The 22,837-nt window shown below is 62.4% G+C and carries 25 protein-coding genes and 1 pseudogene; 14 read left to right on the top strand and 12 right to left on the bottom strand.

All coding sequences use genetic code 11. The features are described from left to right. Positions 1 to 213: 213 nt before the first annotated feature. Positions 214 to 2,880, top strand: a complete 2,667-nt coding sequence (gene alaS, locus RQ479_RS07795; protein ID WP_376704640.1) for an alanine--tRNA ligase — start codon at positions 214 to 216, stop codon at positions 2,878 to 2,880. A 64-nt stretch (positions 2,881 to 2,944) separates the two neighbouring features. Next, a complete protein-coding gene (locus RQ479_RS07790; protein WP_376704639.1) occupies positions 2,945 to 3,739 on the top strand; it encodes a PhzF family phenazine biosynthesis protein in 795 nt (264 codons plus the stop codon). Between the two features lie 124 nt (positions 3,740 to 3,863). Here RQ479_RS07790 and RQ479_RS07785 read toward each other — a convergent pair whose 3' ends face one another. Both RQ479_RS07785 and RQ479_RS07780 read right to left on the bottom strand, forming a co-directional pair. After that, the gene (locus tag RQ479_RS07785; RefSeq protein WP_376704638.1) at positions 3,864 to 4,490 is read right to left on the bottom strand and encodes a glutathione S-transferase family protein; all 627 of its coding nucleotides are present in this window, start codon (positions 4,488 to 4,490) and stop codon (positions 3,864 to 3,866) included. An 11-nt stretch (positions 4,491 to 4,501) separates the two neighbouring features. Continuing rightward, the gene (locus tag RQ479_RS07780; protein ID WP_376704637.1) at positions 4,502 to 5,713 is read right to left on the bottom strand and encodes an NADP-dependent isocitrate dehydrogenase; all 1,212 of its coding nucleotides are present in this window, start codon (positions 5,711 to 5,713) and stop codon (positions 4,502 to 4,504) included. Between the two features lie 206 nt (positions 5,714 to 5,919). Between RQ479_RS07780 and RQ479_RS07775 the strand changes: the two genes are divergently transcribed. The 4 genes from RQ479_RS07775 to RQ479_RS07760 all read left to right on the top strand — a co-directional run bounded on the left by RQ479_RS07775 (position 5,920) and on the right by RQ479_RS07760 (position 8,742). After that, positions 5,920 to 6,786 (top strand): RNA methyltransferase, encoded by an 867-nt coding sequence (locus RQ479_RS07775; RefSeq protein ID WP_352467251.1) that lies wholly within the window; start codon positions 5,920 to 5,922, stop codon positions 6,784 to 6,786. A 79-nt stretch (positions 6,787 to 6,865) separates the two neighbouring features. Next, positions 6,866 to 7,510, top strand: coding sequence for a hypothetical protein (locus RQ479_RS07770; RefSeq protein WP_376704636.1), 645 nt, complete (start codon positions 6,866 to 6,868; stop codon positions 7,508 to 7,510). Positions 7,511 to 7,667: 157 nt separating this feature from the next. Then, positions 7,668 to 8,477, top strand: coding sequence for a glutamate racemase (murI, locus tag RQ479_RS07765; protein WP_376704635.1), 810 nt, complete (start codon positions 7,668 to 7,670; stop codon positions 8,475 to 8,477). A gap of 76 nt (positions 8,478 to 8,553) precedes the next feature. Continuing rightward, positions 8,554 to 8,742, top strand: a complete 189-nt coding sequence (locus tag RQ479_RS07760; RefSeq protein ID WP_023674705.1) for a DUF3008 family protein — start codon at positions 8,554 to 8,556, stop codon at positions 8,740 to 8,742. Positions 8,743 to 8,832: 90 nt separating this feature from the next. Here RQ479_RS07760 and RQ479_RS07755 read toward each other — a convergent pair whose 3' ends face one another. Beyond that, positions 8,833 to 9,045: a hypothetical protein gene (locus RQ479_RS07755; RefSeq protein WP_023674706.1), complete on the bottom strand. Its 213-nt coding sequence runs from the start codon at positions 9,043 to 9,045 to the stop codon at positions 8,833 to 8,835. Between the two features lie 380 nt (positions 9,046 to 9,425). Between RQ479_RS07755 and rpsD the strand changes: the two genes are divergently transcribed. The 4 genes from rpsD to RQ479_RS07735 all read left to right on the top strand — a co-directional run bounded on the left by rpsD (position 9,426) and on the right by RQ479_RS07735 (position 12,363). Then, positions 9,426 to 10,043, top strand: a complete 618-nt coding sequence (gene rpsD, locus RQ479_RS07750; RefSeq protein ID WP_023717376.1) for a 30S ribosomal protein S4 — start codon at positions 9,426 to 9,428, stop codon at positions 10,041 to 10,043. A 158-nt stretch (positions 10,044 to 10,201) separates the two neighbouring features. Further along, on the top strand, positions 10,202 to 11,089 hold the full coding sequence (gene ttcA, locus RQ479_RS07745; protein ID WP_376705887.1) for a tRNA 2-thiocytidine(32) synthetase TtcA: 888 nt from the start codon (positions 10,202 to 10,204) through the stop codon (positions 11,087 to 11,089). Next, a complete protein-coding gene (locus RQ479_RS07740; RefSeq protein WP_292659834.1) occupies positions 11,079 to 11,906 on the top strand; it encodes an inositol monophosphatase family protein in 828 nt (275 codons plus the stop codon). Before ttcA ends, RQ479_RS07740 begins: the two co-directional genes overlap by 11 nt. A gap of 49 nt (positions 11,907 to 11,955) precedes the next feature. Beyond that, positions 11,956 to 12,363, top strand: coding sequence for a hypothetical protein (locus RQ479_RS07735; RefSeq protein ID WP_352467257.1), 408 nt, complete (start codon positions 11,956 to 11,958; stop codon positions 12,361 to 12,363). Positions 12,364 to 12,382: 19 nt separating this feature from the next. On the opposite strand, the gene RQ479_RS07730 is transcribed toward RQ479_RS07735, so the two are convergent. After that, positions 12,383 to 13,582: a multidrug effflux MFS transporter gene (locus RQ479_RS07730; RefSeq protein WP_352467346.1), complete on the bottom strand. Its 1,200-nt coding sequence runs from the start codon at positions 13,580 to 13,582 to the stop codon at positions 12,383 to 12,385. Between the two features lie 206 nt (positions 13,583 to 13,788). Continuing rightward, a complete protein-coding gene (gene grxD / locus RQ479_RS07725) occupies positions 13,789 to 14,124 on the bottom strand; it encodes a Grx4 family monothiol glutaredoxin (RefSeq protein WP_352467258.1) in 336 nt (111 codons plus the stop codon). A gap of 162 nt (positions 14,125 to 14,286) precedes the next feature. Here grxD and RQ479_RS07720 point away from each other — a divergent pair, with 162 nt between their 5' ends. Continuing rightward, a complete protein-coding gene (locus tag RQ479_RS07720) occupies positions 14,287 to 15,243 on the top strand; it encodes a phosphodiester glycosidase family protein (protein WP_376704634.1) in 957 nt (318 codons plus the stop codon). A 154-nt stretch (positions 15,244 to 15,397) separates the two neighbouring features. On the opposite strand, the pseudogene RQ479_RS07715 reads toward RQ479_RS07720, so the two are convergent. The 4 genes and pseudogenes from RQ479_RS07715 to RQ479_RS07700 all read right to left on the bottom strand — a co-directional run. Next, positions 15,398 to 15,808, bottom strand: a pseudogene (locus RQ479_RS07715) (class I SAM-dependent methyltransferase); the annotation flags it as partial. Between the two features lie 20 nt (positions 15,809 to 15,828). Continuing rightward, the gene (locus RQ479_RS07710) at positions 15,829 to 16,062 is read right to left on the bottom strand and encodes a BolA/IbaG family iron-sulfur metabolism protein (protein ID WP_023674714.1); all 234 of its coding nucleotides are present in this window, start codon (positions 16,060 to 16,062) and stop codon (positions 15,829 to 15,831) included. Between the two features lie 86 nt (positions 16,063 to 16,148). Then, on the bottom strand, positions 16,149 to 18,386 hold the full coding sequence (gene purL / locus RQ479_RS07705; protein WP_376704633.1) for a phosphoribosylformylglycinamidine synthase subunit PurL: 2,238 nt from the start codon (positions 18,384 to 18,386) through the stop codon (positions 16,149 to 16,151). Positions 18,387 to 18,536: 150 nt separating this feature from the next. Beyond that, entirely contained in the window at positions 18,537 to 19,949 is a 1,413-nt protein-coding gene (locus RQ479_RS07700; protein WP_376705886.1) for a PLP-dependent aminotransferase family protein, read from the bottom strand. Between the two features lie 93 nt (positions 19,950 to 20,042). Between RQ479_RS07700 and RQ479_RS07695 the strand changes: the two genes are divergently transcribed. The 3 genes from RQ479_RS07695 to RQ479_RS07685 all read left to right on the top strand — a co-directional run bounded on the left by RQ479_RS07695 (position 20,043) and on the right by RQ479_RS07685 (position 21,075). Then, entirely contained in the window at positions 20,043 to 20,288 is a 246-nt protein-coding gene (locus tag RQ479_RS07695) for a DUF1127 domain-containing protein (RefSeq protein ID WP_376704632.1), read from the top strand. A gap of 135 nt (positions 20,289 to 20,423) precedes the next feature. Next, positions 20,424 to 20,675 carry a type II toxin-antitoxin system prevent-host-death family antitoxin gene (locus RQ479_RS07690; protein WP_376704631.1) on the top strand — a complete coding sequence of 84 codons (252 nt, stop codon included), beginning with the start codon at positions 20,424 to 20,426 and terminating at the stop codon, positions 20,673 to 20,675. Beyond that, positions 20,668 to 21,075 (top strand): hypothetical protein, encoded by a 408-nt coding sequence (locus RQ479_RS07685; protein WP_376704630.1) that lies wholly within the window; start codon positions 20,668 to 20,670, stop codon positions 21,073 to 21,075. The genes RQ479_RS07690 and RQ479_RS07685 overlap by 8 nt, the downstream gene beginning before the upstream one ends. Before the next feature lie 22 nt (positions 21,076 to 21,097). Here the strand turns inward: RQ479_RS07685 and RQ479_RS07680 are convergent, their stop codons facing one another. Genes RQ479_RS07680 through RQ479_RS07670 form a run of 3 tightly spaced genes read right to left on the bottom strand, consistent with a single transcriptional unit; the run spans position 21,098 to position 22,828 of the window. Then, on the bottom strand, positions 21,098 to 21,745 hold the full coding sequence (locus RQ479_RS07680; RefSeq protein WP_376704629.1) for a Pr6Pr family membrane protein: 648 nt from the start codon (positions 21,743 to 21,745) through the stop codon (positions 21,098 to 21,100). Between the two features lie 4 nt (positions 21,746 to 21,749). Then, the gene (locus RQ479_RS07675; RefSeq protein WP_352662538.1) at positions 21,750 to 22,160 is read right to left on the bottom strand and encodes a hypothetical protein; all 411 of its coding nucleotides are present in this window, start codon (positions 22,158 to 22,160) and stop codon (positions 21,750 to 21,752) included. Positions 22,161 to 22,162: 2 nt separating this feature from the next. Then, positions 22,163 to 22,828, bottom strand: a complete 666-nt coding sequence (locus RQ479_RS07670; RefSeq protein ID WP_352467265.1) for a glutathione S-transferase family protein — start codon at positions 22,826 to 22,828, stop codon at positions 22,163 to 22,165. Between the last annotated feature and the right edge of the window lie 9 nt (positions 22,829 to 22,837).

Below are 22,837 nucleotides of genomic sequence, written 5' to 3'. Positions count from 1 at the left end.
TTGATTTTGAGTTTGCGTAATCGATGCGTTTCGAACCGCCGGCCCCGTGCCGGCGGTTCGCGTTTGACGGCGGGGCAAACGCATTTCAAAGCGCTGGTGAAAGCCGGGATTTGAGCCCATTTGGTGTTTCTGGACAGGCTGCGGTGCGACCGCTAAAAGGCCATGTCTATTTTCCGCCGGCAGCCGGCGGTTCTCTCGAAAAGGCAGTATTTCATGAGTGGCGTCAACGAGATCCGGTCGGCATTTCTCGACTATTTTCGCAAGGAAGGTCACGAGGTCGTCGCGTCGAGCCCGCTGGTGCCGCGCAATGACCCGACGCTGATGTTCACCAATGCCGGCATGGTGCAGTTCAAGAACGTTTTCACCGGTCTGGAGAAGCGGCCTTATTCGCGCGCCACGACTGCCCAGAAGAGTGTTCGCGCCGGCGGCAAGCACAACGACCTCGACAATGTCGGCTACACTGCGCGCCACCTGACCTTCTTCGAGATGCTCGGCAACTTCTCGTTCGGCGACTATTTCAAGGAGCGCGCCATTGAGCTTGCCTGGAACCTGATCACAAAGGAGTTCGGGCTGAACAAGGACAAGCTGCTGGTCACCGTCTATCACACCGACGACGAGGCGGCCGGCTTCTGGAGGAAGATCGCCGGTCTTTCCGACGATCGCATCATCCGCATCGCGACCTCGGACAATTTCTGGGCAATGGGCGACACCGGGCCTTGCGGGCCGTGTTCGGAGATCTTCATCGATCGTGGCGAGCATATCTGGGGCGGCCCTCCCGGCAGCCCCGAGGAGGATGGCGACCGTTTCCTCGAATTCTGGAACCTGGTGTTCATGCAGTATGAACAGGTGACGAAGGACGAGCGCGTCGACCTGCCGCGTCCGTCGATCGACACAGGCATGGGCCTCGAGCGCATGGCCTCCATCCTGCAAGGGGTTGAAAGCGTCTTCGAAACCGACCTGTTCCGCCACCTGATCGACGCTGCGTCGTCGGCGCTTGGCAAAGGTCCGGATGCGGACACCGTCGCATCGTTCCGCGTCATCGCCGACCATTTGCGTTCGTCCTGCTTCCTGGTGGCCGACGGCGTGCTGCCATCCAACGAAGGCCGCGGCTACGTGCTTCGTCGCATCATGCGCCGCGCCATGCGCCACGCGCAGTTGCTCGGCGCCCGCGATCCGCTGATGTGGCGCCTGGTGCCGGCGCTGGTGCGCGAGATGGGCCAAGCCTACCCGGAACTGGTGCGCGGCGAACAGATGATCACCGAGACGCTGAAGCTTGAGGAAACTCGTTTCCGCAAGACGCTGGTGCGCGGCTTGGGCTTGCTTTCGGAGGCGACGGAAAAGCTGGCCTCCGGCGACATGCTGGATGGCGAGACAGCGTTCAAGCTCTACGACACCTATGGCTTTCCGCTCGATCTGACGCAGGACGCGCTGCGCCAGCGCAACATCTCGGTCAACCTTGCCGGCTTCACCGAGGCAATGGAGCGGCAGAAGGCGGAGGCGCGCAAAAGCTGGGCTGGTTCCGGTGAAGCCGCAACCGAGACGGTGTGGTTCGGGGTGCGCGACAAGACCGGCGCCACCGAATTCCTGGGCTATGAGACCGAGCAGACGGAAGGCCTCATCCAGGCGCTGGTCAGGGACGGCAAGACCGTCGATAGTGCCGGCAAGGGCGACGCCGTTGCCGTGGTTGTCAACCAGACGCCGTTCTATGCCGAGTCCGGTGGCCAGATGGGGGATACCGGCGTCATTTCGGGCGACGTGTTCTCGATCGAGATATCCGATACCCAGAAGAAGGCCGATGGGCTTTTCGTCCATCTCGGCAAGGTGGCCAACGGCACGGTCAAGACCGGCGCGACCGTCGAGCTGAAGGTGGACCACGCACGCCGCTCCAGGCTGCGCGCGAACCATTCCGCCACGCATCTGATCCATGAGGCGCTGCGCGAGGTGCTGGGTACCCATGTGGCGCAGAAGGGCTCGCTGGTCGCGCCCGAGCGTCTCCGCTTCGACATCTCCCACAACAAGCCGATCTCGCCGCACGAGCTCGAAGAGGTCGAGCGCATGGCAAACGAGATCGTCGTTCAGAATAGCTCTGTGACCACGCGCCTGATGTCGGTCGACGACGCCATTGCCGAAGGCGCCATGGCGCTGTTTGGCGAGAAATATGGCGACGAAGTGCGCGTCGTTTCGATGGGCACGGGCTTGCATGGCGCCAAGGCCAACCGGCCTTATTCGGTCGAGCTATGCGGCGGCACCCATGTCAGGGCGACCGGCGATATCGGTCTGGTGCGCGTCGTGTCCGACAGTGCGGTCGCTGCCGGCGTGCGCCGCATCGAGGCGTTGACCGGCGAGGCGGCCAGAAAGCATCTCGACGAACAGGACAAGCGGCTGAAGGCCGCCGCCGCCGCGCTGAAGATTTCGCCGGCCGATGTGCCGGCCCGCGTCGAGGCGCTGCTCGACGAGCGCAAGAAGCTCGAAAAGGAGCTGACAGAGGCGCGCAAGAAGCTGGCGCTGGGCGATCGCTCGCCAGCCGGTGTGCCTGCGGAAAACGAAACCATTGCCGGTGTCGGTTTTCTCGGCAAGGCGGTATCGGGCGTCTCGCCAAAGGATCTTAAGCCGCTGGCCGATGCCGGCAAGAAGTCCCTCGGCTCCGGCATCGTCGTCTTTGTCGGCGCCGGCGAGGACAACAAGGCGAGCGTCGTCGTCGCCGTCACCGATGATCTGACCGGCCGCTTCAGCGCCATCGATCTGGTGCGCGTCGCGTCCGCGGCATTGGGCGGGCAGGGCGGCGGCGGCCGACCCGATATGGCTCAGGCCGGCGGCCCGGATGCCTCGAAGGCCGAAGACGCGATCGCTGCGGTGAAAGCGGCTCTCGAAGCGGCGTGAACCTGCACCGGGGGCGGCACGGCCTAAATGGCGCGCCGCCCAGCGGATATCTTTGAGGGCCAATATGCCGACGCTGACGATGTATCAGGTCGATGCCTTTGCCGAACGGGCCTTCCAGGGCAACCCTGCCGCCGTTCTCCTTCTGGAGGAGTGGCTGTCGGAGCAGGTAATGCAGGCCATTGCCAACGAAAACAATCTTGCTGAAACCGCGTTTGTGCGGCCGAATGGCAAAGGTTGGGATTTGCGCTGGTTCACGCCGGTCCATGAAGTCGACTTTTGCGGCCATGCCACTCTTGCGGCCGCCCATGTGCTGACTACGGAATACAATGGTCAGGGCGAAATGGCCTTCGCCACCCGGGTGGGCGAACTGCGGGTTTCCCGGCGGGAAGAGACCTATCAGCTCGATCTGCCGTGTTTTCCGCCGCAGCCCATTGAAGAAGAGCTGAACTCGGCGTTGCAAGCGATATTGCCTCAGCGGCCGGTTGCGAGCTTCCGCAATTTCGAGAACCTGTTTGTCGAGCTTGCCGACGAGACAACCGTGCGATCTTTCGTTCCCGATCTGCTCAGGATCGGAACCTTTCATCCTCTCGGCCTGGTCATTACCGCGGCTGGGCGAGCCCACGATTTCGTCTCTCGTTATTTCGTGCCCGGGGCGGGCATTCCCGAGGATCCGGTAACCGGCTCCATTCATGCGACGCTGGTGCCCTACTGGGCTGAAAAACTCGTCAAGACGCATCTGTCGGCATTCCAATGCTCGCAGCGCGGCGGTCATTTGCTATGCGAGCTGGCCGGAGATCGTGTGCTGATCACAGGCCGTGCGAAGACCTTCATGAAGGCGGAGATCTACCTTCCCGATTGAGCGGCTTGCGAGGCAGAGAAGGCAAGGATCTGGGAGAATTTGTCGCCAGCCTCGGCAGGACAGCACCCCCCTCTGTCCGGCAGGACAGAGGGGGGTGCTGTTCCCTCGGCCTCTCGTATGTTTGTCACCTCGCCTTTTCGGTCTTCGCAAAACTATCGCGTCCGGCGATGCGCGCATACCAATCCCGAACATCGGCAAACTCGGCCAGCAGTTTTCGCCCCTCGGCGACCTTGACGAAATAGCCGATGATCGGCGCGGCGTGCAGGTCGGCCAGCGTCAGGTCCGTCCCCAACAGGCAAGGCCCTTCGGCTTTCAGCGAAGAGAGCGCCTGCAATGCCGTTCTTGCCTGCCTCAACCCGTTGGCGATCACGGCTTCGTCGGGCGGCGTTTTCTCCAGCCGCTCGACCGCCACATCCCAGACCATGGCCCTGTAGGCGTAGGCATCGAGCAGGCCGGTGATCTGGTTCATGCGTGCTCGAGGCCGGGCTTCGACCGGTTGCAGCGCCGGGCCGTCAAAGGCTTCGTCGACATAACGGGCAATCGCGCCGGTGTCGTAGAGGCGAAAGCCGTCATGCTCGAAGGCCGGGATGCGGCCGAACGGCTGGTGCTCGAAGTACCAGCCGGGAATGCCGTCCGCCGCAAAAATGTCGACGGGAACGAGCTCGTAGCCGACGCCCTTTTCCTCCAACACCAGCCGGACGATGCGCACATAGACGCTGTAGTCCGCGCCATAGACGACGGGCTTGCCCATGTCGGTTGGGCTCAGGCCATCGCTTTCTGCAAATTCTCGTCGATCTTGTCGAGGAAGCCGGTTGTCGAAAGCCATGGCTGGTCGGGGCCGATCAGCAGCGACAGGTCCTTGGTCATGAAGCCGGACTCGACCGTCTGGATGCAGACCTTTTCCAGGGTCTCGGCAAAGCGCTTCAGTTCGGCATTGTCGTCAAGCTTGGCGCGATGCGCGAGGCCGCGCGTCCAGGCGAAGATCGAGGCGATCGAATTGGTCGAGGTCTCCTCGCCCTTCTGGTGCTGGCGATAGTGGCGGGTGACGGTGCCATGCGCGGCTTCCGCCTCGACGGTCTTGCCGTCCGGCGTCATCAGCACCGAGGTCATCAGGCCGAGCGAGCCGAAGCCTTGCGCCACGGTGTCGGACTGCACGTCGCCGTCATAATTCTTGCAGGCCCAGACATAGCCACCCGACCATTTCAGGCTGGAGGCCACCATGTCGTCGATCAGCCGGTGCTCGTACCAGAGCTTCTTCGCCTTGAATTCGGCTTCGAACTCCGCCTCGTAGACCTCCTGGAAGATGTCCTTGAAGCGGCCGTCATAGGCCTTGAGGATGGTGTTCTTGGTCGAGAGGTAGACCGGGTAATTGCGCAGCAGGCCGTAATTCAGCGAGGCGCGGGCGAATTCGCGGATCGAATCGTCGAGATTGTACATGGCCATGGCGACGCCGGCGCCGGGTGCGTCGAACACATCATGCTCGATCACCTGGCCGTCCTCGCCGACGAATTTGATCGTCAGCTTGCCCTTGCCGGGAAAGCGGAAGTCGGTGGCGCGGTACTGGTCCCCGAAGGCGTGGCGGCCGACGATGATCGGCTTGGTCCAGCCGGGCACCAGCCGCGGCACGTTCTTCATGATGATCGGCTCGCGGAAGATGGTGCCGCCGAGGATGTTGCGGATGGTGCCGTTCGGCGACTTCCACATCTTCTTCAGCTTGAATTCCTCGACGCGCTGCTCGTCGGGCGTGATCGTCGCGCATTTCACGCCGACGCCGTATTTCTTGATGGCGTTGGCCGAATCGATGGTCACCTGGTCGTTGGTGGCGTCGCGGTGCTCGATGCCGAGGTCGTAATATTCGAGCTTGAGGTCGAGATAAGGGTGGATCAGCTTGTCCTTGATGAACTGCCAGATGATGCGGGTCATCTCGTCGCCGTCGAGTTCGACGACCGGGTTCGCCACCTTGATCTTCGCCATGGAAAGAATGCCTCGCTTTTTGGGAACGGAACGGCCTTGCCCGCACGGCTGCCGACCCTGGGATGCGGCCCGTATATCAAAGGCTTTTTGGCCGCGCAAACGGCGAACCGCTCCGCAGTGACGGCATTCCTTGCCAAAGCTTCATTTTCGCCGCCAAATGTGGCAGGGGACTGCGAAATGCCGCAAACAGCAGTTCACTGACAACCATGGCCGCTACCCAGGATCCCGACACCCCTCTTGCCTCCGGAACTCCAGCGTCCGGACCGGCGATCATCCTGGTCGAGCCGCAGCTCGGCGAGAATATCGGAATGGTCGCGCGCGCCATGGCCAATTTCGGCCTTGCCGAGCTGCGGCTCGTCAATCCGCGCGACGGCTGGCCGAGCGAGAAGGCGCGTGCCGCCGCAAGCCGCGCCGACCACGTCATCGATGCCGTCACGGTGTTCGATGACCTGGCCTCGGCAGTCGGCGATTTGAACTTCGTCTTCGCCACCACGGCGCGCGCGCGCGATAATTTCAAGCCGGTGCGCGGTCCGGTCGAGGCGGGCAGGGCGCTGCGGGCGCGGCAGCGGGCCGGCCAGCGCACCGGCATCCTGTTCGGCCGCGAGCGCTTCGGCCTCTATAATGACGAGGTCGGCCTCGCCGACGAGATCGTCACCTTCCCCGTCGATCCAGCCTTCTCCTCGCTCAACATCGCCCAGGCGGCCCTGCTAATGTCCTATGAATGGATGAAGTCCGGCCTGGAGGACGAGACCAGGACCAACTTCTCCGGCCCCGAAATGCCGCCGGCTGCCAAGGAAGAATTGCACGGCCTGTTTGCGTATCTGGAAGGCGCACTGGAGGCGCGCGGCTATTTCCGCCCGGCAGCGAAGAAGCCGAAGATGGTCGACAATTTGCGCGCAGTGCTGACCCGCCCCGGCTTTGCCGAGCCGGAGCTCAAGGTGCTGCGCGGTATAATATCATCGCTGGACAGGTTCTCGCCGGCCATGCCGCGCGGCGACGGATCGCCCGGCGACGATCCAAGGCGGCTTCCGGCAGCGGCGGCACGCGCCGGCAAGGCGAAAGACAAAGACTAGGCTTGCGAATGCAGTTGTCTTACCAGTAACCGAATTTTATTTGGTTTGATCCATGGTTTTCAAAACGATGGATTCTCGGATGTTTAGCTCGGATATCGGTCGTCTTCGCTTTTTCTTCTATTCCGTGGCTCTGCTGGTTACGGAAATCGTGACCTTTGTGCTGTGCGTCTTGTGGACCATCGGCATCGAGGGCTTGGCCAATTCGCAACCTGGTCCTTCCAGGGAAGGACTGGCCGCGGCCGTTCTCGTCGCCTCGCTGGTGATCGTTCTGTTCCGCGCGAATTTCGCCTGGCGTCGAAGCCGCGACGCGCAAGGGTCGGGTTGGATCCTTTGGTCGTATATCGTGTTCTCGATCCTGTTTGCGATTCTGCAGGCCGGCACTGTTCTTGTCGTAAAATTCGACGGCGAAGATTCGCATTCCGGCCTTAACCTGCTGGGATTAGCTCTTGTCGGGCTGTGGGCCGTCATCTTGGCGGCCAAGCCGGCGGGCGGTAGCTCTTCGGATATGGCGTCATCCCTGAGTTTCGACGATTTCGACCCGCCCGGGCCGCTGCGCGGCGCCGCGGCGCTCCATTCAGCGTCAGCCGCCGGCGCGACGGCCCTGGCTCCAGCCTACGCCATGCGGGCCGGGCCGGTGCCGTCGAACTACCCTGCATCTCAACCTGCATCTCTGGCAACCGGCCGGCCGCGGCCCGGCGGCTTCGGCAAGCGCGGCCTTGTGTGACCGGCGCGCCGCATCAAGGCCATGATGGTTCCACATAGAAGCGGCCGGGATAAAGCATCATTGGCCGAAGCAGAAAGCATGGGCCGGGCCTTTCCTCGTGATCTCGTTTGTGATTCCCAGCCCTTGGTGATTCCCAGCCCCTAGTGACTCAATGACAATGACCAATCCATCGAGCGCCCGTCCGATCCTGATGTTCGATTCCGGCATTGGCGGCCTCACCGTGCTGCGTGAGGCGCGCGTGCTGATGCCTGACCGCCGCTTCATCTATGTCGCCGACGACGCGGCGTTCCCCTTCGGCGGCTGGGAGGAGCCAGCGCTGAGAACACATATCCTGGAGTTGTTCGCCAGGCTGCTCGACCGGTTTTCGCCGGCCATTTCGGTCATCGCCTGCAACACCGCCTCGACGCTGGTCATCGACGCGTTGCGCGAGAGGTTTCCCGGCCACCCTTTCGTCGGCACCGTGCCGGCCATCAAGCCGGCGGCGGAACGCACGCGCTCAGGCCTGGTTTCGGTGCTGGCGACGCCCGGCACCGTCAAGCGCCAGTACACGCGCGATCTGATCAGTAAATGGGCGCAGAAATGCCATGTCCGCCTGGTCGGCAGCGACAGGCTGGCTGGATTGGCCGAAGCCTATATGCGCGATGGTTTTGTCGACGAGGAGGCCGTGCGCGCCGAGATCGCGCCGTGCTTCGTCGAGCATGACGGGCTACGCACCGACATCGTCGTGCTTGCCTGCACTCATTATCCTTTTTTGGCCAACCGCATGCGCAAGACAGCACCTTGGCCGGTCGACTGGTTGGACCCGGCCGAGGCGATCGCGCGCCGGGCGCTTTCGCTGCTGGCGGACACCGAGACCGACCGCGGCGAAGCCCTGCCGGAAGGCGCCGATCTTGCCGTCTTCACCTCGAACAGCGCCAATTTTCCCACGCGCCGGCTGATGCAGGGATTTGGCCTGGCGATATCCTGACCGCAGGCAATTGTCGCTTTGGGAACATCGCACCAGACAATGCGTTTTCCTCTCATCGGAAACGGGAGAAACCATCATGCCAGCCACCTCAAAAGCCCAGCAGAAAGCGGCCGGCGCGGCATTGTCAGCCAAGCGCGGCGAGACCAAGAAGGGCGCGCTCAAAGGCGCGTCGAAGGGAATGTATAAATCCATGAGCGAAAAACAGCTCGAGGAATTCGCCGAGACCAAGCGCAAGGGCCTGCCGGAAAAGAAGTCGAAACACTGATCGACTGACCATTCTGGCGGCGGATGCCGGTCAACAAAAAGCCCGCGGCTGAGCCGCGGGCCCTGAAGTCTCAACGGGCGAGGGCGAAAGTTACCAGTTCCAGCCCCAACCGCAGCGCCGCACTTTGTAGCGGATGACCTTGCGATGACCGTGGCGCCATACCACCTTCTTCTTGACCACGATGCGGCAGACCTGGTGATGCCTGTGCCCATGCCAATGCCGGGCCTGCGCCGGCTCGGGCGCGACCGCCATCGTGCCGGCCATCACCGCGGCGCCTACCAACGTAAGGAAGAACTTCTTCATGCGAATTCCAGCTCCTCTGACTTCAGTCCCTTCCTGATGCCGCTGGCGCAACCTCCCGCCACATCCGGCACGTTCTACAACCGTAACACTATCCGGTTCGGCGATTCGCGCCAGCCGGAAGCTTGACAGCGGTTAAATCTCCGTTTAACCAGCCCACCAACACCGGGCCGCAATGCCCGGTGGTTTTCTTTATATGTGCAAGACGTTTGGGAAGCCGGTTTTACTTTCCTTGTGTCTTGTTTGAAATGACGTGTCCCGTGGGTTTTCCGTCGCGTTGCGTGGAAAACCCTGTCAGGTCTCGAAAACGGAGGCCAGAGGAGGGCGCGTTTCCTTCACCCGGACCATGAGGTTCCGGGTGTGTTGTTTTGAAAGGGAATGCGATGAGCAAGCGCGAATCCGCGAAGTACAAGATCGACCGCCGTCTCGGCGAAAACATCTGGGGCCGCCCGAAGTCCCCGGTCAACAAGCGTGAATACGGCCCCGGCCAGCATGGCCAGCGCCGCAAGGGCAAGCTTTCCGATTTCGGCCTGCAGCTGCGCGCCAAGCAGAAGCTGAAGGGCCACTATGGCGACGTTTCGGAAAAGCAGTTCCGCAAGGTCTATGAAGAGGCGGACCGCCGCAAGGGCGATACCTCGGAGAACCTGATCGGCCTACTCGAATCGCGCCTCGACGCGGTCGTCTATCGCGCCAAGTTCGTGCCGACCATCTTTGCGGCGCGCCAGTTCGTCAATCACGGCCACGTCAACGTCAACGGCAAGCGCGTCAACATCGGCTCGTACCGCTGCAAGCCGGGCGACGTCATTGAAGTGCGCGAGAAGTCGAAGCAGCTGGTCATCGTGCTGGAATCGGTGGGCCTGGCCGAGCGCGATGTGCCCGATTACATCGAGGCCGATCACAACAAGATGACCGCGGCCTTCACGCGCATCCCCGGCCTGGCGGACGTTCCGTTTGCCGTGCAGATGGAACCGAACCTGGTCGTCGAATTCTATTCGCGCTGATCGGCGCGTTCGTCGCGATACAACCGAAGGCCGCCCGTCCAGGCGGCCTTTTCTTTTTTGGTCCTTTTCCGGGACGTGATTCGGAAATCGATTTCGATTTTCGGTCCGATGCGCTACTGCGGGCGGCAACAGGACTTTAGGGCCGACGCGCCGTGAACATGCAGCCAGACGCCGAAACGCTCGAACCGGTCGCCGACGCCGAAGGCGGCTTTCATCCTCTGTTTGCCGATGTGCCGTCCTCCGTCGAGTTCAACAAGCTGCGCAAACGGCTGTTGCGGCTTGCCCGCCAGGCGATCGACGATTTCTCCATGGTGAGGCCCGGCGACCGTTGGCTGGTCGCTCTGTCGGGCGGCAAGGATTCCTACGGCTTGCTTGCCGTGCTGCTTGATCTCAAATGGCGCGGGCTGCTGCCGGTCGAGCTGTTGGCCTGCAATCTCGACCAGGGCCAGCCGAACTTTCCCAAGCACATATTGCCCGACTATCTCGACAGCCATGCCATTCCGCATCGCATCGAATATCAGGACACCTATTCGGTGGTCACCGACAAGCTGCCCGAAGGCAGCACCTATTGCTCGCTGTGCTCGCGGCTGCGGCGCGGCCATCTCTATCGGATTGCCCGCGAGGAGGGCTGCTCGGCGCTGGTGCTCGGCCACCACCGCGAGGACATACTGGAAACCTTCTTCATGAACCTGTTCCATGGCGGGCGCCTCGCCGCCATGCCGCCGAAACTGCTCAACGACGAGGGCGATGTCATGGTGCTGCGGCCGCTCGCCTATTGCGCGGAAGCCGATCTCGAGAAATTCGCCGGCGCCATGAAATTCCCGATCATTCCGTGCGATCTGTGCGGTAGCCAGGAAGGCCTGCAGCGCAACGTCATGAAGGCGATGCTCGACGACATCGAGAAACGCATGCCCGGCCGCAAGGATACGATGATCCGAGCCATGAGCAATGTGCGGCGCTCGCATCTGCTCGACAGGACGCTGTTCGATTTCGCCGCCCTCAACGATGCTCTTAACGCAAAGCAAGACGGTCCCCATGACATTTGACGACAGCGCGATCGACTGGCTTGCCGACCTTCTGTCGGACGCCGCCGTCGCCGAGATCATGCCGCGCTTTCGCCGGTTGAGCGAGGGCGACGTCCGCCGCAAGACCTCGGCCGCCGATCTTGTGACCGAGGCCGACGTGAATGCCGAACGGCTCATCACCGCCAGGCTGCGCCAGCGTTATCCCCACGCAATGATCGTCGGTGAGGAGGCCTGCTCCGACGACCCGACGCTGCTCGACGGTCTTGGCGATGCCGAACTCGCCTTCGTCGTCGACCCGGTCGACGGCACCTTCAACTTCGCCTCCGGCGTGCCGCTGTTCGGCGTCATGCTTGGTGTCGTGGTCAAGGGCGAGACGGTCGCCGGCATCATTCACGATCCCGTCGGCAAGGATTGGCTGATCGGCGTTAGTGGCGCCGGCAGCCATATCCGCCATGCCCATGGCAATCTGGAAAAGGTCCATGTCGCCAAACCGGCGCCGATGTCGGAAATGACCGGTGCGGTCTCATGGCACTATGTGCCCGAGCCGGACCGCTCACGTTTGGCGCGCAACCAGACCAAGTCGCTATCGCAGTTCAACTATCGCTGCGCCGCCCACGAATACCGCCTGCTGGCCAGCGGCCACGGCCATTTCGTCGTCTACAACAAGCTGATGCCCTGGGACCACCTGGCCGGCGTGCTGATCCATGCGGAGGCCGGCGGCCATGCCGCGCGCTTCGACGGCAGCGCCTATTTGCCATCGCATGTCGGAGGTGGCCTGCTGGTCGCGCCGGACCGGGAAAGCTGGCGAGAGCTGCGCCGCGAGCTCTGGGCGGAATAACTCTTCGCTGCCAAAGTTGTTCAATCTTGTGCGAAACCGGAGACCTCGAATGAAACCTCGGTCCGCAATTGTTGCAACGGCCTTTGCCCTTGCCTTGGTTGCCGGTGTCAATGAAGCAAGATCTGGGGAACGCGCATGTCGCAGTCCCGACCCCGTCGACACCATAGACGAGATGTTCTCCGCGATCGTCGCCTGTTGGAAGCCGCCGCCCGGAACCGCGGGCATGACCCTGACGCTGCAGTTCTCAATTCGCCGAAACGGCACGCTTATTGGCAAGCCGCGCGCCACTTACTCCCATCTAGGGGACGATGGCTCGCTCAACCGGGCCTTCGTGGCTTCCGTCCTCGAGGCGCTCGACAAGGCTCTTCCATTGCCCGTTTCGGACAGCATGGGTGGAGCAATCGCAGGACGTACGCTGTTCCCTCGCTTCACCGCGGTCAGTGAGGGTGCATCCTAGGCGCGCCCGGCAATGTGCATTAAACCGGCGGGTTGTGCGGCTGGAACAGTCTGCCGCGCTCGGCCAGGAGGATCATCAGCAGCGCCGCCACCGACACGCTGCAGAACCCGGCGGCCAGCGGCGTCACCGTGCCGTTGAAGGCTTGGCCGATCAGCGTGCCGAGGATGCCGCCAAGAAATGTCTGCATGAACCCGAGGATCGACGAGGCAGTGCCGGCCAGGTGACCGAGCGGCTCCATGGCGAGCGCGTTGAAGTTCGCGCCGAGCGCGCCGAACGGGACCATGGCGCAGGCAAAGAAGGCAATGAAGAGCCAGAGCGGCATCTTCATTTCGATGGAAACGACCAGCCAGGCAAGGCTGATGGCCAGAAACAGCAGCAGCGCGCTTTGCGACAGACGGCGCATGCCGATGCGGCCGACGAGGCGCGCGTTGAGGTAGTTCGAAAAAGCAAGCACGCCGGCAACCCCCGCGAAGATGACCGGGAACATCTCGCCGACATCGAACACGCTGACATAGATCTGCTGGGCCGAGGCGATGAAGCCGAACATGGCGCCGAAGATGAAGGTGCTGGCGAAGGCGTAGCAGAGCGCGATGCGGTTGGTGAGAACGATGCGGAAGCCGCCGATGATGGAGGACAGCGTCAGCGGCCGGCGATATTCGGGGTGTAGCGTCTCGGGCAGGCGCAACAGCGACCAGGCGGACACGATCAGCGCGCCGGCAGCCATGGTGACGAAGATCACGTGCCAGGTCGCAAACAGCATGATGAACTGGCCGATACCGGGCGCCACCACCGGAATTGCCATGAACACCATGAAGATCAGGGACATGACTTCGGCCATGCGCCTTCCGTCGAACGTATCGCGCACGATCGAGACGGCAATGACGCGCGTCGCCGCCGCGCCGATGCCTTGCACGGCCCGGCATAGCAGAAGCGTGGCGAATGACGGGGCGATTGCCGCAGCGCCGGCCGCCACGACGTAGATCACCAGCCCTGCGACAAGAGGCGCGCGGCGCCCGAAGCGGTCCGAGATCGGCCCGAAGAACAGCTGTCCGCCGCCAAAGCCAAGGATATAGGCGGTGATCACATATTGCCGGTGGTTTTCATTTTCGACGCCGAGCGAGGCGCCGATCTGCTGCAGCGCCGGCAGCATGATATCGATGGCCAGCGAATTGAGCGCCATCAGCGCCGCGCACAGCGCAATGAATTCCCAGCGCGGAATAGGCAAAGTGCTTGCCTTTTGCTGCGCTTGTGCTTGCTGATCCACGGCCAGTCCGATCCTCAAACGAAAATGCGCCGGCTGGCCGACGCATCCATTCGTTCATTGCCCCGATAGCGGGCAGAACTTTTTGCCAAGGTGCCCCGGCGCTTAGGGTACGACCCCGAAAATCGCAGTCGATCTTCGGAGGGCCATACGCAAAACAGAAGTCAGGCGGCGCCTTTGACGCTGGCACCCTTTTCGACGAGGAAGGTCTGCAATTCGCCCGCCTGGAACATCTCGCGGATGATGTCGCAGCCGCCGACGAATTCGCCCTTGACGTAGAGCTGCGGGATGGTCGGCCAGTTGGAATAGTCCTTGATGCCTTGCCGTAGCTCGGCCGACGTTAGCACGTCGACACCCTTATAATCGGCGCCGATGTAGTCGAGGATCTGCACGACCTGACCGGAAAATCCGCATTGCGGGAAGCCGGGCGTGCCCTTCATGAAGAGAACGACGTCGTTGCCCTTCACTTCATTGTCAATGTAGTCGTTGATGCCGCTCATGGAATACCCTTTCATGCCTGTGGGAGTCAGGCTCGAACATTACCCTTCAAATAAACCCATGGGTTGCGCGAAACAAGATGTTTGCCGCCTTGCCATGCAAATGGCGCAAAGGAACGTCTGATCTTGGGCCAAGCCGTTGGCCACCATCTTTCCCGAGGCGTGATGAAAAGACGATATCTCGCCGGGTTCCTCCTCGCCGTTCTGCTCGCCGCACTGGCCTTGATTTGGTGGGCCAGGTCGCCGAGACGCCCACCGCTCGCCGTTAGCGGTGAATTGCCGGCGCCGTGCCGCGATGCAAGCTTCGAGGCGGTTGCCTATGTGGTCTGCGAAATCGATCTGCGCCGCTATGACGTCGGTGTGTTCCACACAGGCCTCGACGGCAAGGCTTTCGGTTCACTGGACAAATTCGACAAGGCGATGGCGGATCAGGGCCGGACGGTGCTGCTCGCCATGAACGGCGGCATGTATCACCAAGACCTGACCCCAGTCGGCCTTCTCGTCGAAGACGGCCAGGAGAAGGCGCCGATCAACGTCGCCGACAGCGAAGGCAATTTCTTCCTGAAATCGAACGGCGTGTTCCTGGTCCGCAAGGACGGCAAGGCGGCGGTCATGGAGACAAGCGCCTATGCCGCCGCCAGGCCGGACGTGATGTTCGCCACGCAATCCGGCCCGATGCTGGTGATCGATGGCCGGCTTCATCCCCGCTTCGAGCAGAACGGCACATCGCGCTATATCCGCAACGGCGTCGGCGTGCGTGACGAAAACACCGTCGTGCTGGCGATCTCGCGCTCTGAAGTCAGCCTCGGCAGCTTCGCGATGGCTCGACTGCGCCAACGCGCTTTTCTTCGACGGCGTCGTTTCGGCGCTGTCGAACGGCGAGCGGATGATTGTTGGTGGAAACTATCCGGCCGGGCCGATCATTGCCGTTTCGGCGAAAAGGTGAGAGAGGGTTATTTGTGCGCACGCACGCATATGAATACAGGCGCCAAACTCAGTTCGGCAAAATGCCTGGGGTCGACCATTTCCATCTCAGGCGCGGGAAGTGGCTCGACGAAGCGGTCGAGCGTCCAGCCCGTATCGGCAAGTCCATTGAGGATATCGCCGAGCGGTCTGCGATAGGATTCAACATAGGGATTGGGTTCGCCAAAACCTCCCCAATGCATACCCAGCGATTCGTTTCAAAATAGGTTTTCGTCCCGCGCGTGCGCGTGTCCTGCCAGTCGCGCATTGGATGGCCCATAGAGAACACCAGCCAGCCGCCCGGGCAGGAGACGCGATGAAACTCAGCGAATACCGGCCCCAGTTTTTCGACATAATCGAGCGCCAGCGAGCAAAGTATGCGATCGAAACTGCCATCCGCGAGCCAGTCGAGAGCCCTTTCGAGATTGCCAAGCCGCATATCGACATTGAGCCCAGCGCAGCGCTGACGTGCCAAAGCCAGCATTTCCGGCGTAATGTCGAAGGCACTTACCCGCGCACCTGAGCGAGCCAGCTTTTCCGAGCAGATACCGGAGCCGCAACCGGCGTCCAGTATGGTCAGACCCTTCACGTCGCCCAGCAACTCCAGCGAGGCCGGCCGTTCATAGAGGGCGTTGTGCGGCTTGATCGGCGCCAGCGCATCATAGCGCTCGGCAAAGGAAGCATAGGCACTGACTGCAACCGGATCGCTGTCGCCTTTGGCCATGACTTCCCGCTTGCGTAGAATTAGTCCGGCACGCTGGTCTGTAGGGCAAGCGCGTGCAGCACGCCGCCCATGTTGCCCTTCAGCGCGTCATAGACCATCTGGTGCTGCTGGACGCGGCTTTTGCCGCGAAAGCTCTCGGCCACAACCTCGGCCGCATAGTGGTCGCCGTCGCCGGCCAGGTCGCGAATCGTCACCTTGGCGTCCGGAATGCCTTCCTTGATCAGCCGTTCGATGTCGTGGGCGTCCATTGCCATTCGAGGATTCCTTGTTCAGGTCGTGATCTCATAGATATGGTCGAAATGGCGTATGAACCACAGCGAAAGGGCGCCACTCGATCACATCACGGATCCACGACCTCATTTGCCATGAAGCGAGGGAACCAGGATTCGTGGGCGGCGGTCAATTCGCTGACCGCTATCGCACGTGCCTCGCCCAGCTTCAATTCGCTGCCGCCGGTCGAGCCGATCCATGGTGCGAAGATGCCGAGCTTGCTTTGCTGTTCGCGAATGGCGCCCCATTCCTCGCTCTGCGGATCGATCGACAGCGTCAGCAGATAGCGGCCCTGATCCTCGCCGAACCAGACCGAGATCGGATCTGTACCGATCAGGCCGGGGATGGTCGCACCGATGCCTGAGGCCATCGCCATCTCGGCCAGCGCCACCGCGATGCCGCCATCGGAAACGTCATGCGCCGCGGTAACGACACCGGAGCCGATCAGCGCCCGCACATGGTCACCGACCCGCTTCTCGTGGTCGAGATCGACCGGCGGCGGCGGGCCGTCGGCGCGGCCATGGATGTCGCGCATATAGGCGGACTGGCCGAGATGCGTGCCCCACATCGTCGGCGCGCCGACCAGCACGATCATCTGGCCTTCGGCGGCAAAGCCGATGCGCACCATTTTCGACCAGTCGGCAATCAGCCCGACGCCGCCGATGGTTGGTGTCGGCAGGATGCCCTGTCCGTTGGTCTCATTGTAGAGGGAGACGTTGCCGGAGACGATCGGGAAGCCGAGCGCCCTGCAAGCATCGCCGATGCCTTTCACGGCACCAACCAGTTGGCCCATGATCTCCGGCCGCTCCGGATTGCCGAAATTGAGGTTGTCGGTGGCAGCGAGCGGCAGAGCGCCAGTGGCTGTCAGATTGCGCCAGCATTCGGCCACCGCCTGCTTGCCGCCCTCGTAAGGGTCGACCTCGCAATAGCGCGGTGTCACGTCGGAGGAGAAGGCGAGCGCCTTGGTCGGATGACCGTCGACGCGCACCACGCCGGCATCGCCGCCGGGAAGCTGCAGGGAATTACCCTGGATCAGCGTGTCGTACTGCTCCCACACCCAGCGGCGCGAGGAAAGGTCCGGTCCGCCCAGCAGCTTGAGCAGTGCGTCGGCCACATCGGCTTGCGGTGCATCGCCAGCCAATGGCGCCGGCTTCTTCGGCTCGACCCAGGGACGGTCATATTCCGGCGCCTGGTCGCCGAGATCCTTGATCGGCAGGTTGGCGACCTCGTCGCCCTGGTGCAGCACGCGGAAGCGCAGATCGTCGGTGGTCTTGCCGACGATGGCAAAGTCGAGGCCCCATTTGTGGAAGATCGCCTCGGCCTGTTTTTCCTTTTCGGGGCGCAGCACCATCAGCATGCGCTCCTGGCTCTCCGAAAGCATCATCTCATAGGCGCTCATGCGCTCTTCACGCACCGGCACCTTGTCGAGGTCGAGCTCTATGCCGAGGTCGCCCTTGGCGCCCATTTCGACTGCCGAGCAGGTGAGGCCGGCGGCACCCATGTCCTGGATGGCGATAACGGCGCCGGACGCCATCAGTTCGAGGCAGGCTTCGAGCAGGCATTTTTCGGTGAACGGGTCGCCAACCTGCACGGTGGGCCGCTTCTCGTCGATCTTGTCGTCGAACTCGGCCGAGGCCATGGTGGCGCCGCCGACGCCGTCGCGCCCGGTCTTGGCGCCGAGATAGACGACCGGCAGGCCGACGCCCTTGGCCTCGGACAGAAAGATTGCGTCCGTCTTCGCGAGGCCTGCGGCAAACGCATTGACCAGGATATTGCCGTTGTAGCGAGAGTCGAAATTGACCTCGCCGCCGACCGTCGGCACGCCGAAGGAATTGCCATAGCCACCGACGCCGGAAACGACGCCGGCAACGAGGTGCCTGGTTTTGGGATGGTCCGGCGCACCGAAGCGCAGCGCGTTCATCGCCGCGATCGGCCGCGCGCCCATGGTGAAGACATCGCGCAGGATGCCGCCGACGCCGGTCGCCGCTCCCTGATAAGGCTCGATGTAGGAGGGATGGTTATGGCTCTCCATCTTGAAGACGACGCAGTCGCCATCGCCGATGTCGACCACGCCGGCATTCTCGCCCGGGCCCTGGATCACCTGCGGCCCGGTGGTCGGCAGCGTGCGCAGCCACTTCTTCGAGGATTTGTAGGAACAATGCTCGTTCCACATCGCCGAAAAAATACCGAGTTCGGTAAAGCTCGGTTCGCGCCCGACCAGGTCGAGGATGCGCTGGTACTCGTCGGGCTTCAGCCCGTGTGCGGCAATGAGTTCCGGAGTGATCGGCACGGAATTGGAAATGGTCATGATCGGCAAATTGTGTCCTTGGGATCGAGTCCCGTCTTATCGCAAGCGTTGCAGCCGATACACCCCATCGGATGACTAAAAACGACGGAAAGCAACAGCTGACCGCAAGTAGCGAAAGATCGCCACTCGACCCGCCGGTTTCAAGCCGGTTCAGGAAAAGCTGTCGTAGCCGGCGCGGCCTTCGTCCAGGAGCCGCCGGATCACCGCCACGCCGTGCGCGATATCATCCCGCTGTCGCGGCTGCGAGATGCCAAACCGCACGCCGTGAAAGGCCTGTTCGGAACGCCCCGCCTTGAACTCGTCCTCGTCGTCGATGAGCACGCCATGCTCGAGGCAGGCCTGTTTGAAAGTGCCGGAAAGCCATGGGTCGGGCAAAGTGAGCCAGACGAAGGGCACATTATCCAGCGCCTTGAAATCGAAGCCGTCGAGTGTCTCGCGCACGATCGCGATGCGCGCGCCGATCTCGGCAATGCTGCGCTTGCGCATCTCGGCGGCCTGACCGGACAGCACCAGCCGGCTGCCCACCTCCGCCAGCAGAAAGGGCAGGCCGCCCGTCATCATCTTATGGGCGACCCGGATGCGGTGACGATAGGCCGGCGGGCAAGCGAGCCAACCGCCGCGAACACCCGCCGCGACCGATTTCGACAGGCCGCCGGCAACGATAGTCCGTTCGGGAGCATATTCGGCCAATAAAGGCGTCGGGTCGTCGGTCAGGCCGCCATAGAGATCGTCCTCGACCAGGACGACGTTATATTGGCGGGCGACACGCGCGATTGCCTCGCGGCGCGATGCCGACAGCGTCGTCAGCGTCGGGTTCTTGGCCGTCGGCATCAAAAACATCATCTTCGGGTGCTTTTGCGCACAGACGCGCTCGAAATCCTGGGGATCGATGCCCTCGTCGTCAGCCGCCACCAGTGCGGTCCGGCGACCGATCAGGCCGGCGCTGCGGGAAATCTGCGAATAGGTGAGGTGCTCGAAGACGACATAGTCGCCGGGGGCGGTGAGCCCCGCAATTGTTGCCATCACTGCGGAGTGGGTGCCGAGCGTGGGGACAATGGCATCCGCCGCCGGGCGAAAGGAATTGCGCGACAGCCAGCGCCTGCCGGCTTCGAACCAGCGGTCCGGGAAATCACGCGTGTAGCTTGAAATCTCATGCGGATGGTCCTGCGCCGTGCGTGTCAACACGTCGGCGACGATGGCACCCTGGCCGACATCCGGTGCGGCGGTGCTATCGAAGCGCAGCTTGTCGCCGGGCGCATCCATATAGCGCGTGCCTTGTTCGACCGGCCCCAGGAACTCCGGCTTTGCGCTCTCCGACTGTTGAGCGAGAACATAGGTTCCGCGGCCGACCTCGCCGCTGACCAATCCCCGCTCACGCAGCAATTGATAGGCCCTGCCGACGGTGCCGACGGTCGTGCCGATGTCGTATGCCAGATCGCGCTGCGGCGGCAGCTTTGCCCCTGCACCGATCAGGCCGCGGTCGATGTCCGTCTCGATGGAATCGGCAAGCCGCTGATAGAGCGGGCCGGTACCGGCGGTAAGATCTGGAAGCCAAGTTGTCATGGTGACAATTTTGTACATTGCACCGAGTTGGGAGTCAATACATATGAAGCGGGCCGTACAAAACGGCACAATTGCAATCTTGGCAGAAAGAAAATGGGTACAATAGAGACAATCCGCTACGCGGCAGTTGAATTGACCGGAAGCCGCTCGTCGGGCCGGAGATCCTATGTTCGCCGGCTCGTGCAAGTGGTCACGTCATTCGTCCGATGGATCGACAGCCTGCTGGATCGCCGGCGCAGTCGGCTAGTCCTGCTCGAGATGACCGACGCCCAGCTCAAGGATATCGGCATTTCGCGCGGCGATGCCCATCGTGAGGGTCTGAGGCCGTTCTGGGACTGAGCCGCCACGCTGGTCATCGCGGAGATGCGACCTCCTTCTTGCCTTCACAGGATTCCCACCTGCGACGCCTCCGATGAATAGGGGTATTGCTGAAAACAGCTATTTTACCTATTTTCGGGCGTGAAGGAGATTGCCATGGCGAGTTTCACGCTCACAGATCTCGGCAACAAATCCGGCGAGGTCGTCGAGGCTGCGTTCCGTGGTCCCGTCGACATCACCAAGCACGGCAAGCGAAAGTTCGTGCTCCTGACCGCGGAGCAGTTCGACCGCATTACCGGCCGCAGCGCTCAGCGGGCACACCGCGTTGAGGATCTGTCGACCGAGGAACGCGACCAGCTTCTAGTCGGCCTCGACGCAATCGCTCGAGATGATGTCCGGGATGACTGAGCTTGGCCACGGACAGATCATTCTCTACTCCTATCTGTGGGCAAGGGAATATGACCGGGGCGAGGAGAGCGGACGCAAGGCGCGGCCGACTTGCGTTATGTTGATCGTTGCCGGTAAGAATGGCCGCAAGCAGACCCTGCTCTTTCCGATCACGAGTCAGCCGCCACGCCCTGACGCATACTATGTCGAGATTCCTGAGACGGAGGCCCGTCGCGCCACTCTCTATACGCCAGCCTGGGTAATCGTCGATGAATTCAACACCGATGATCTCGCGACGAGCTGGGCGCTCGAGGATGCCAAGCCGCTTGGCCAATTCACGCGCAAGTTCATGTCACGGATCGCCGGTGAAGCTGCTGCGGCGATCCGTGCAGGCGCCGCGCGAACCGTGCCAAGACGCTAAAGGCGGCCAGGGCGGGAGAGCGTCATCGCGGACGGACGCGTTCCGCCCTGATCCGCGTGACACCGTGGTCCACAAGCACCGCCACAATGCACAGCATCAGAAAAAGCCCGGTGATCGCCAGAGCTGAGACGGCGACGCTGGTAGCACCGTGTTTGGAGACGTCGAGGAACGGGTAGGGCACTTCGCCGGCGATCGGCGCCCGCAGCAGCGCGTAGGCCAGATAGGCGATCGGATAGATCATCCACCAGGAGATGTCACGCCACCGCGTCGAGCCGTCGGCGCCCGCCACAAGCCACCACAGCACGAACAGCACCGGCGTCACATAGTGCAGGAGAACGTCGCAGAGCAGGAACAATCCTTGCGGCTGCCAAAGCTGCGCCAGGACTGTTGCATAAACGATGAGAACCAGCGTTATGGCGACGGCTACGCCCGCTCGCATCCGTGGCCCTGCAAAGGCCGGAAACCAGGCGTAACCCGTCGATGACAGCAACGAGGCATGGACAAGCACCGCGCCGATGTTGGTCAGGATGGTGAAGAAGCTGAAATAGAAGACCAGCGAGCCGACAAAGCCACGGCCGGCTTCCATTGACGCCGGGACGGTGATGCAGAGCTGCAGGACGAGCCCGGCCAGGCCGACGACCAGACCAGTGATCTGCAGCAACCGACCCATTGGGCTAGGCAGCAGCGCCGCAGGCAGGATTGCCCGCCTGCCAGCGGGCAATGTCCGAGCCAATGCGCGCGCCGAGCGGTTCCGCCATCAATGGACCGAACACGTCGACGCGACTCGAATTGCCTTGCGCCTGCACGACCAGCAGCGGCTTTCCGCCATAATGCTTGGCCGGCACCAGCAGGAAGCGGGGCGTGCCGCTAAACGAATTCAGTTCGTTGGCCATCTGGTAAGATTTGAAGGCAGGGTCCTTGCTGGCGATCCAGCATTTGTGGGCAGCGATTGCCACCTGTTCCATGGCAAGCAGTGACGCGCTCTTGCCCGCCGGCGCCGGCGTGCTCTTCGGGCCTGACTGGCATGAGGCGAGTACAAGCCCGGCGACAGTAGCGACGGCGAGGCGCGTGGTCGTCAGTCTCATGTTCAAGCGGCGCCCATCTCGAGTTCGGACAGAAAGATCTTCAGACCGTCTGTCATCTCACCCCAGACGCGCGACAGCGCCGGATGCTGCAAGGCGATTTGCTCGTAGGCATCGAATTTCGGATAGGCGTCAAGCAGGTCGGGGCGGCCGATCGTTGTCCTGAAATTGTTGAAGATGAAGCGGGTCGGCGTCAGCCAGGCATCGGCGAAGGAGATGTCGTCGCCGAGCGCGAACGGGCCGTGAGCCATGCGAGCCTCGATTGCCGCAAGCCCGTGATGCAGCCGGGCGAACTGTGCCTTGATCTCCGCCTCGTTGCTCTGCGGCACGAAATAGAGCTCGAACAGCTTCATCATCGGCGCGAGCACGTCGAGGTCGGTGATGCGGGCGAACATGCGCACCAGCGCCCGGTCTTTCGAATCCTTGGGCAGCAGCGCTGGCTCGGGGAAGCGCTCCTCCAGATATTCGGCAATGACCACGGATTCGACGATCGTTTCGCCCGAGCCGGTGATCAGCACTGGAATCCGGTTGAGCGGGGAGATGGCACGAAATGCCTCAGGGATGGGAAATCCCGGCGGCGGTGCAATGACCTTGAGCGGCACGTTCTTGATATAGGCCAGCGCCCGCACGATCGACGAATAGGGCGACAACGGCCGCGAATAGAGTTTCATGACCGTCGC

Source organism: Mesorhizobium sp. ISC25, assembly GCF_042295465.1.
Taxonomy (GTDB): Bacteria; Pseudomonadota; Alphaproteobacteria; order Rhizobiales; family Rhizobiaceae; genus Mesorhizobium.
Note: the sequence above shows the minus strand (reverse complement) of the source record. Positions and strands in the feature narration are given on the sequence as shown.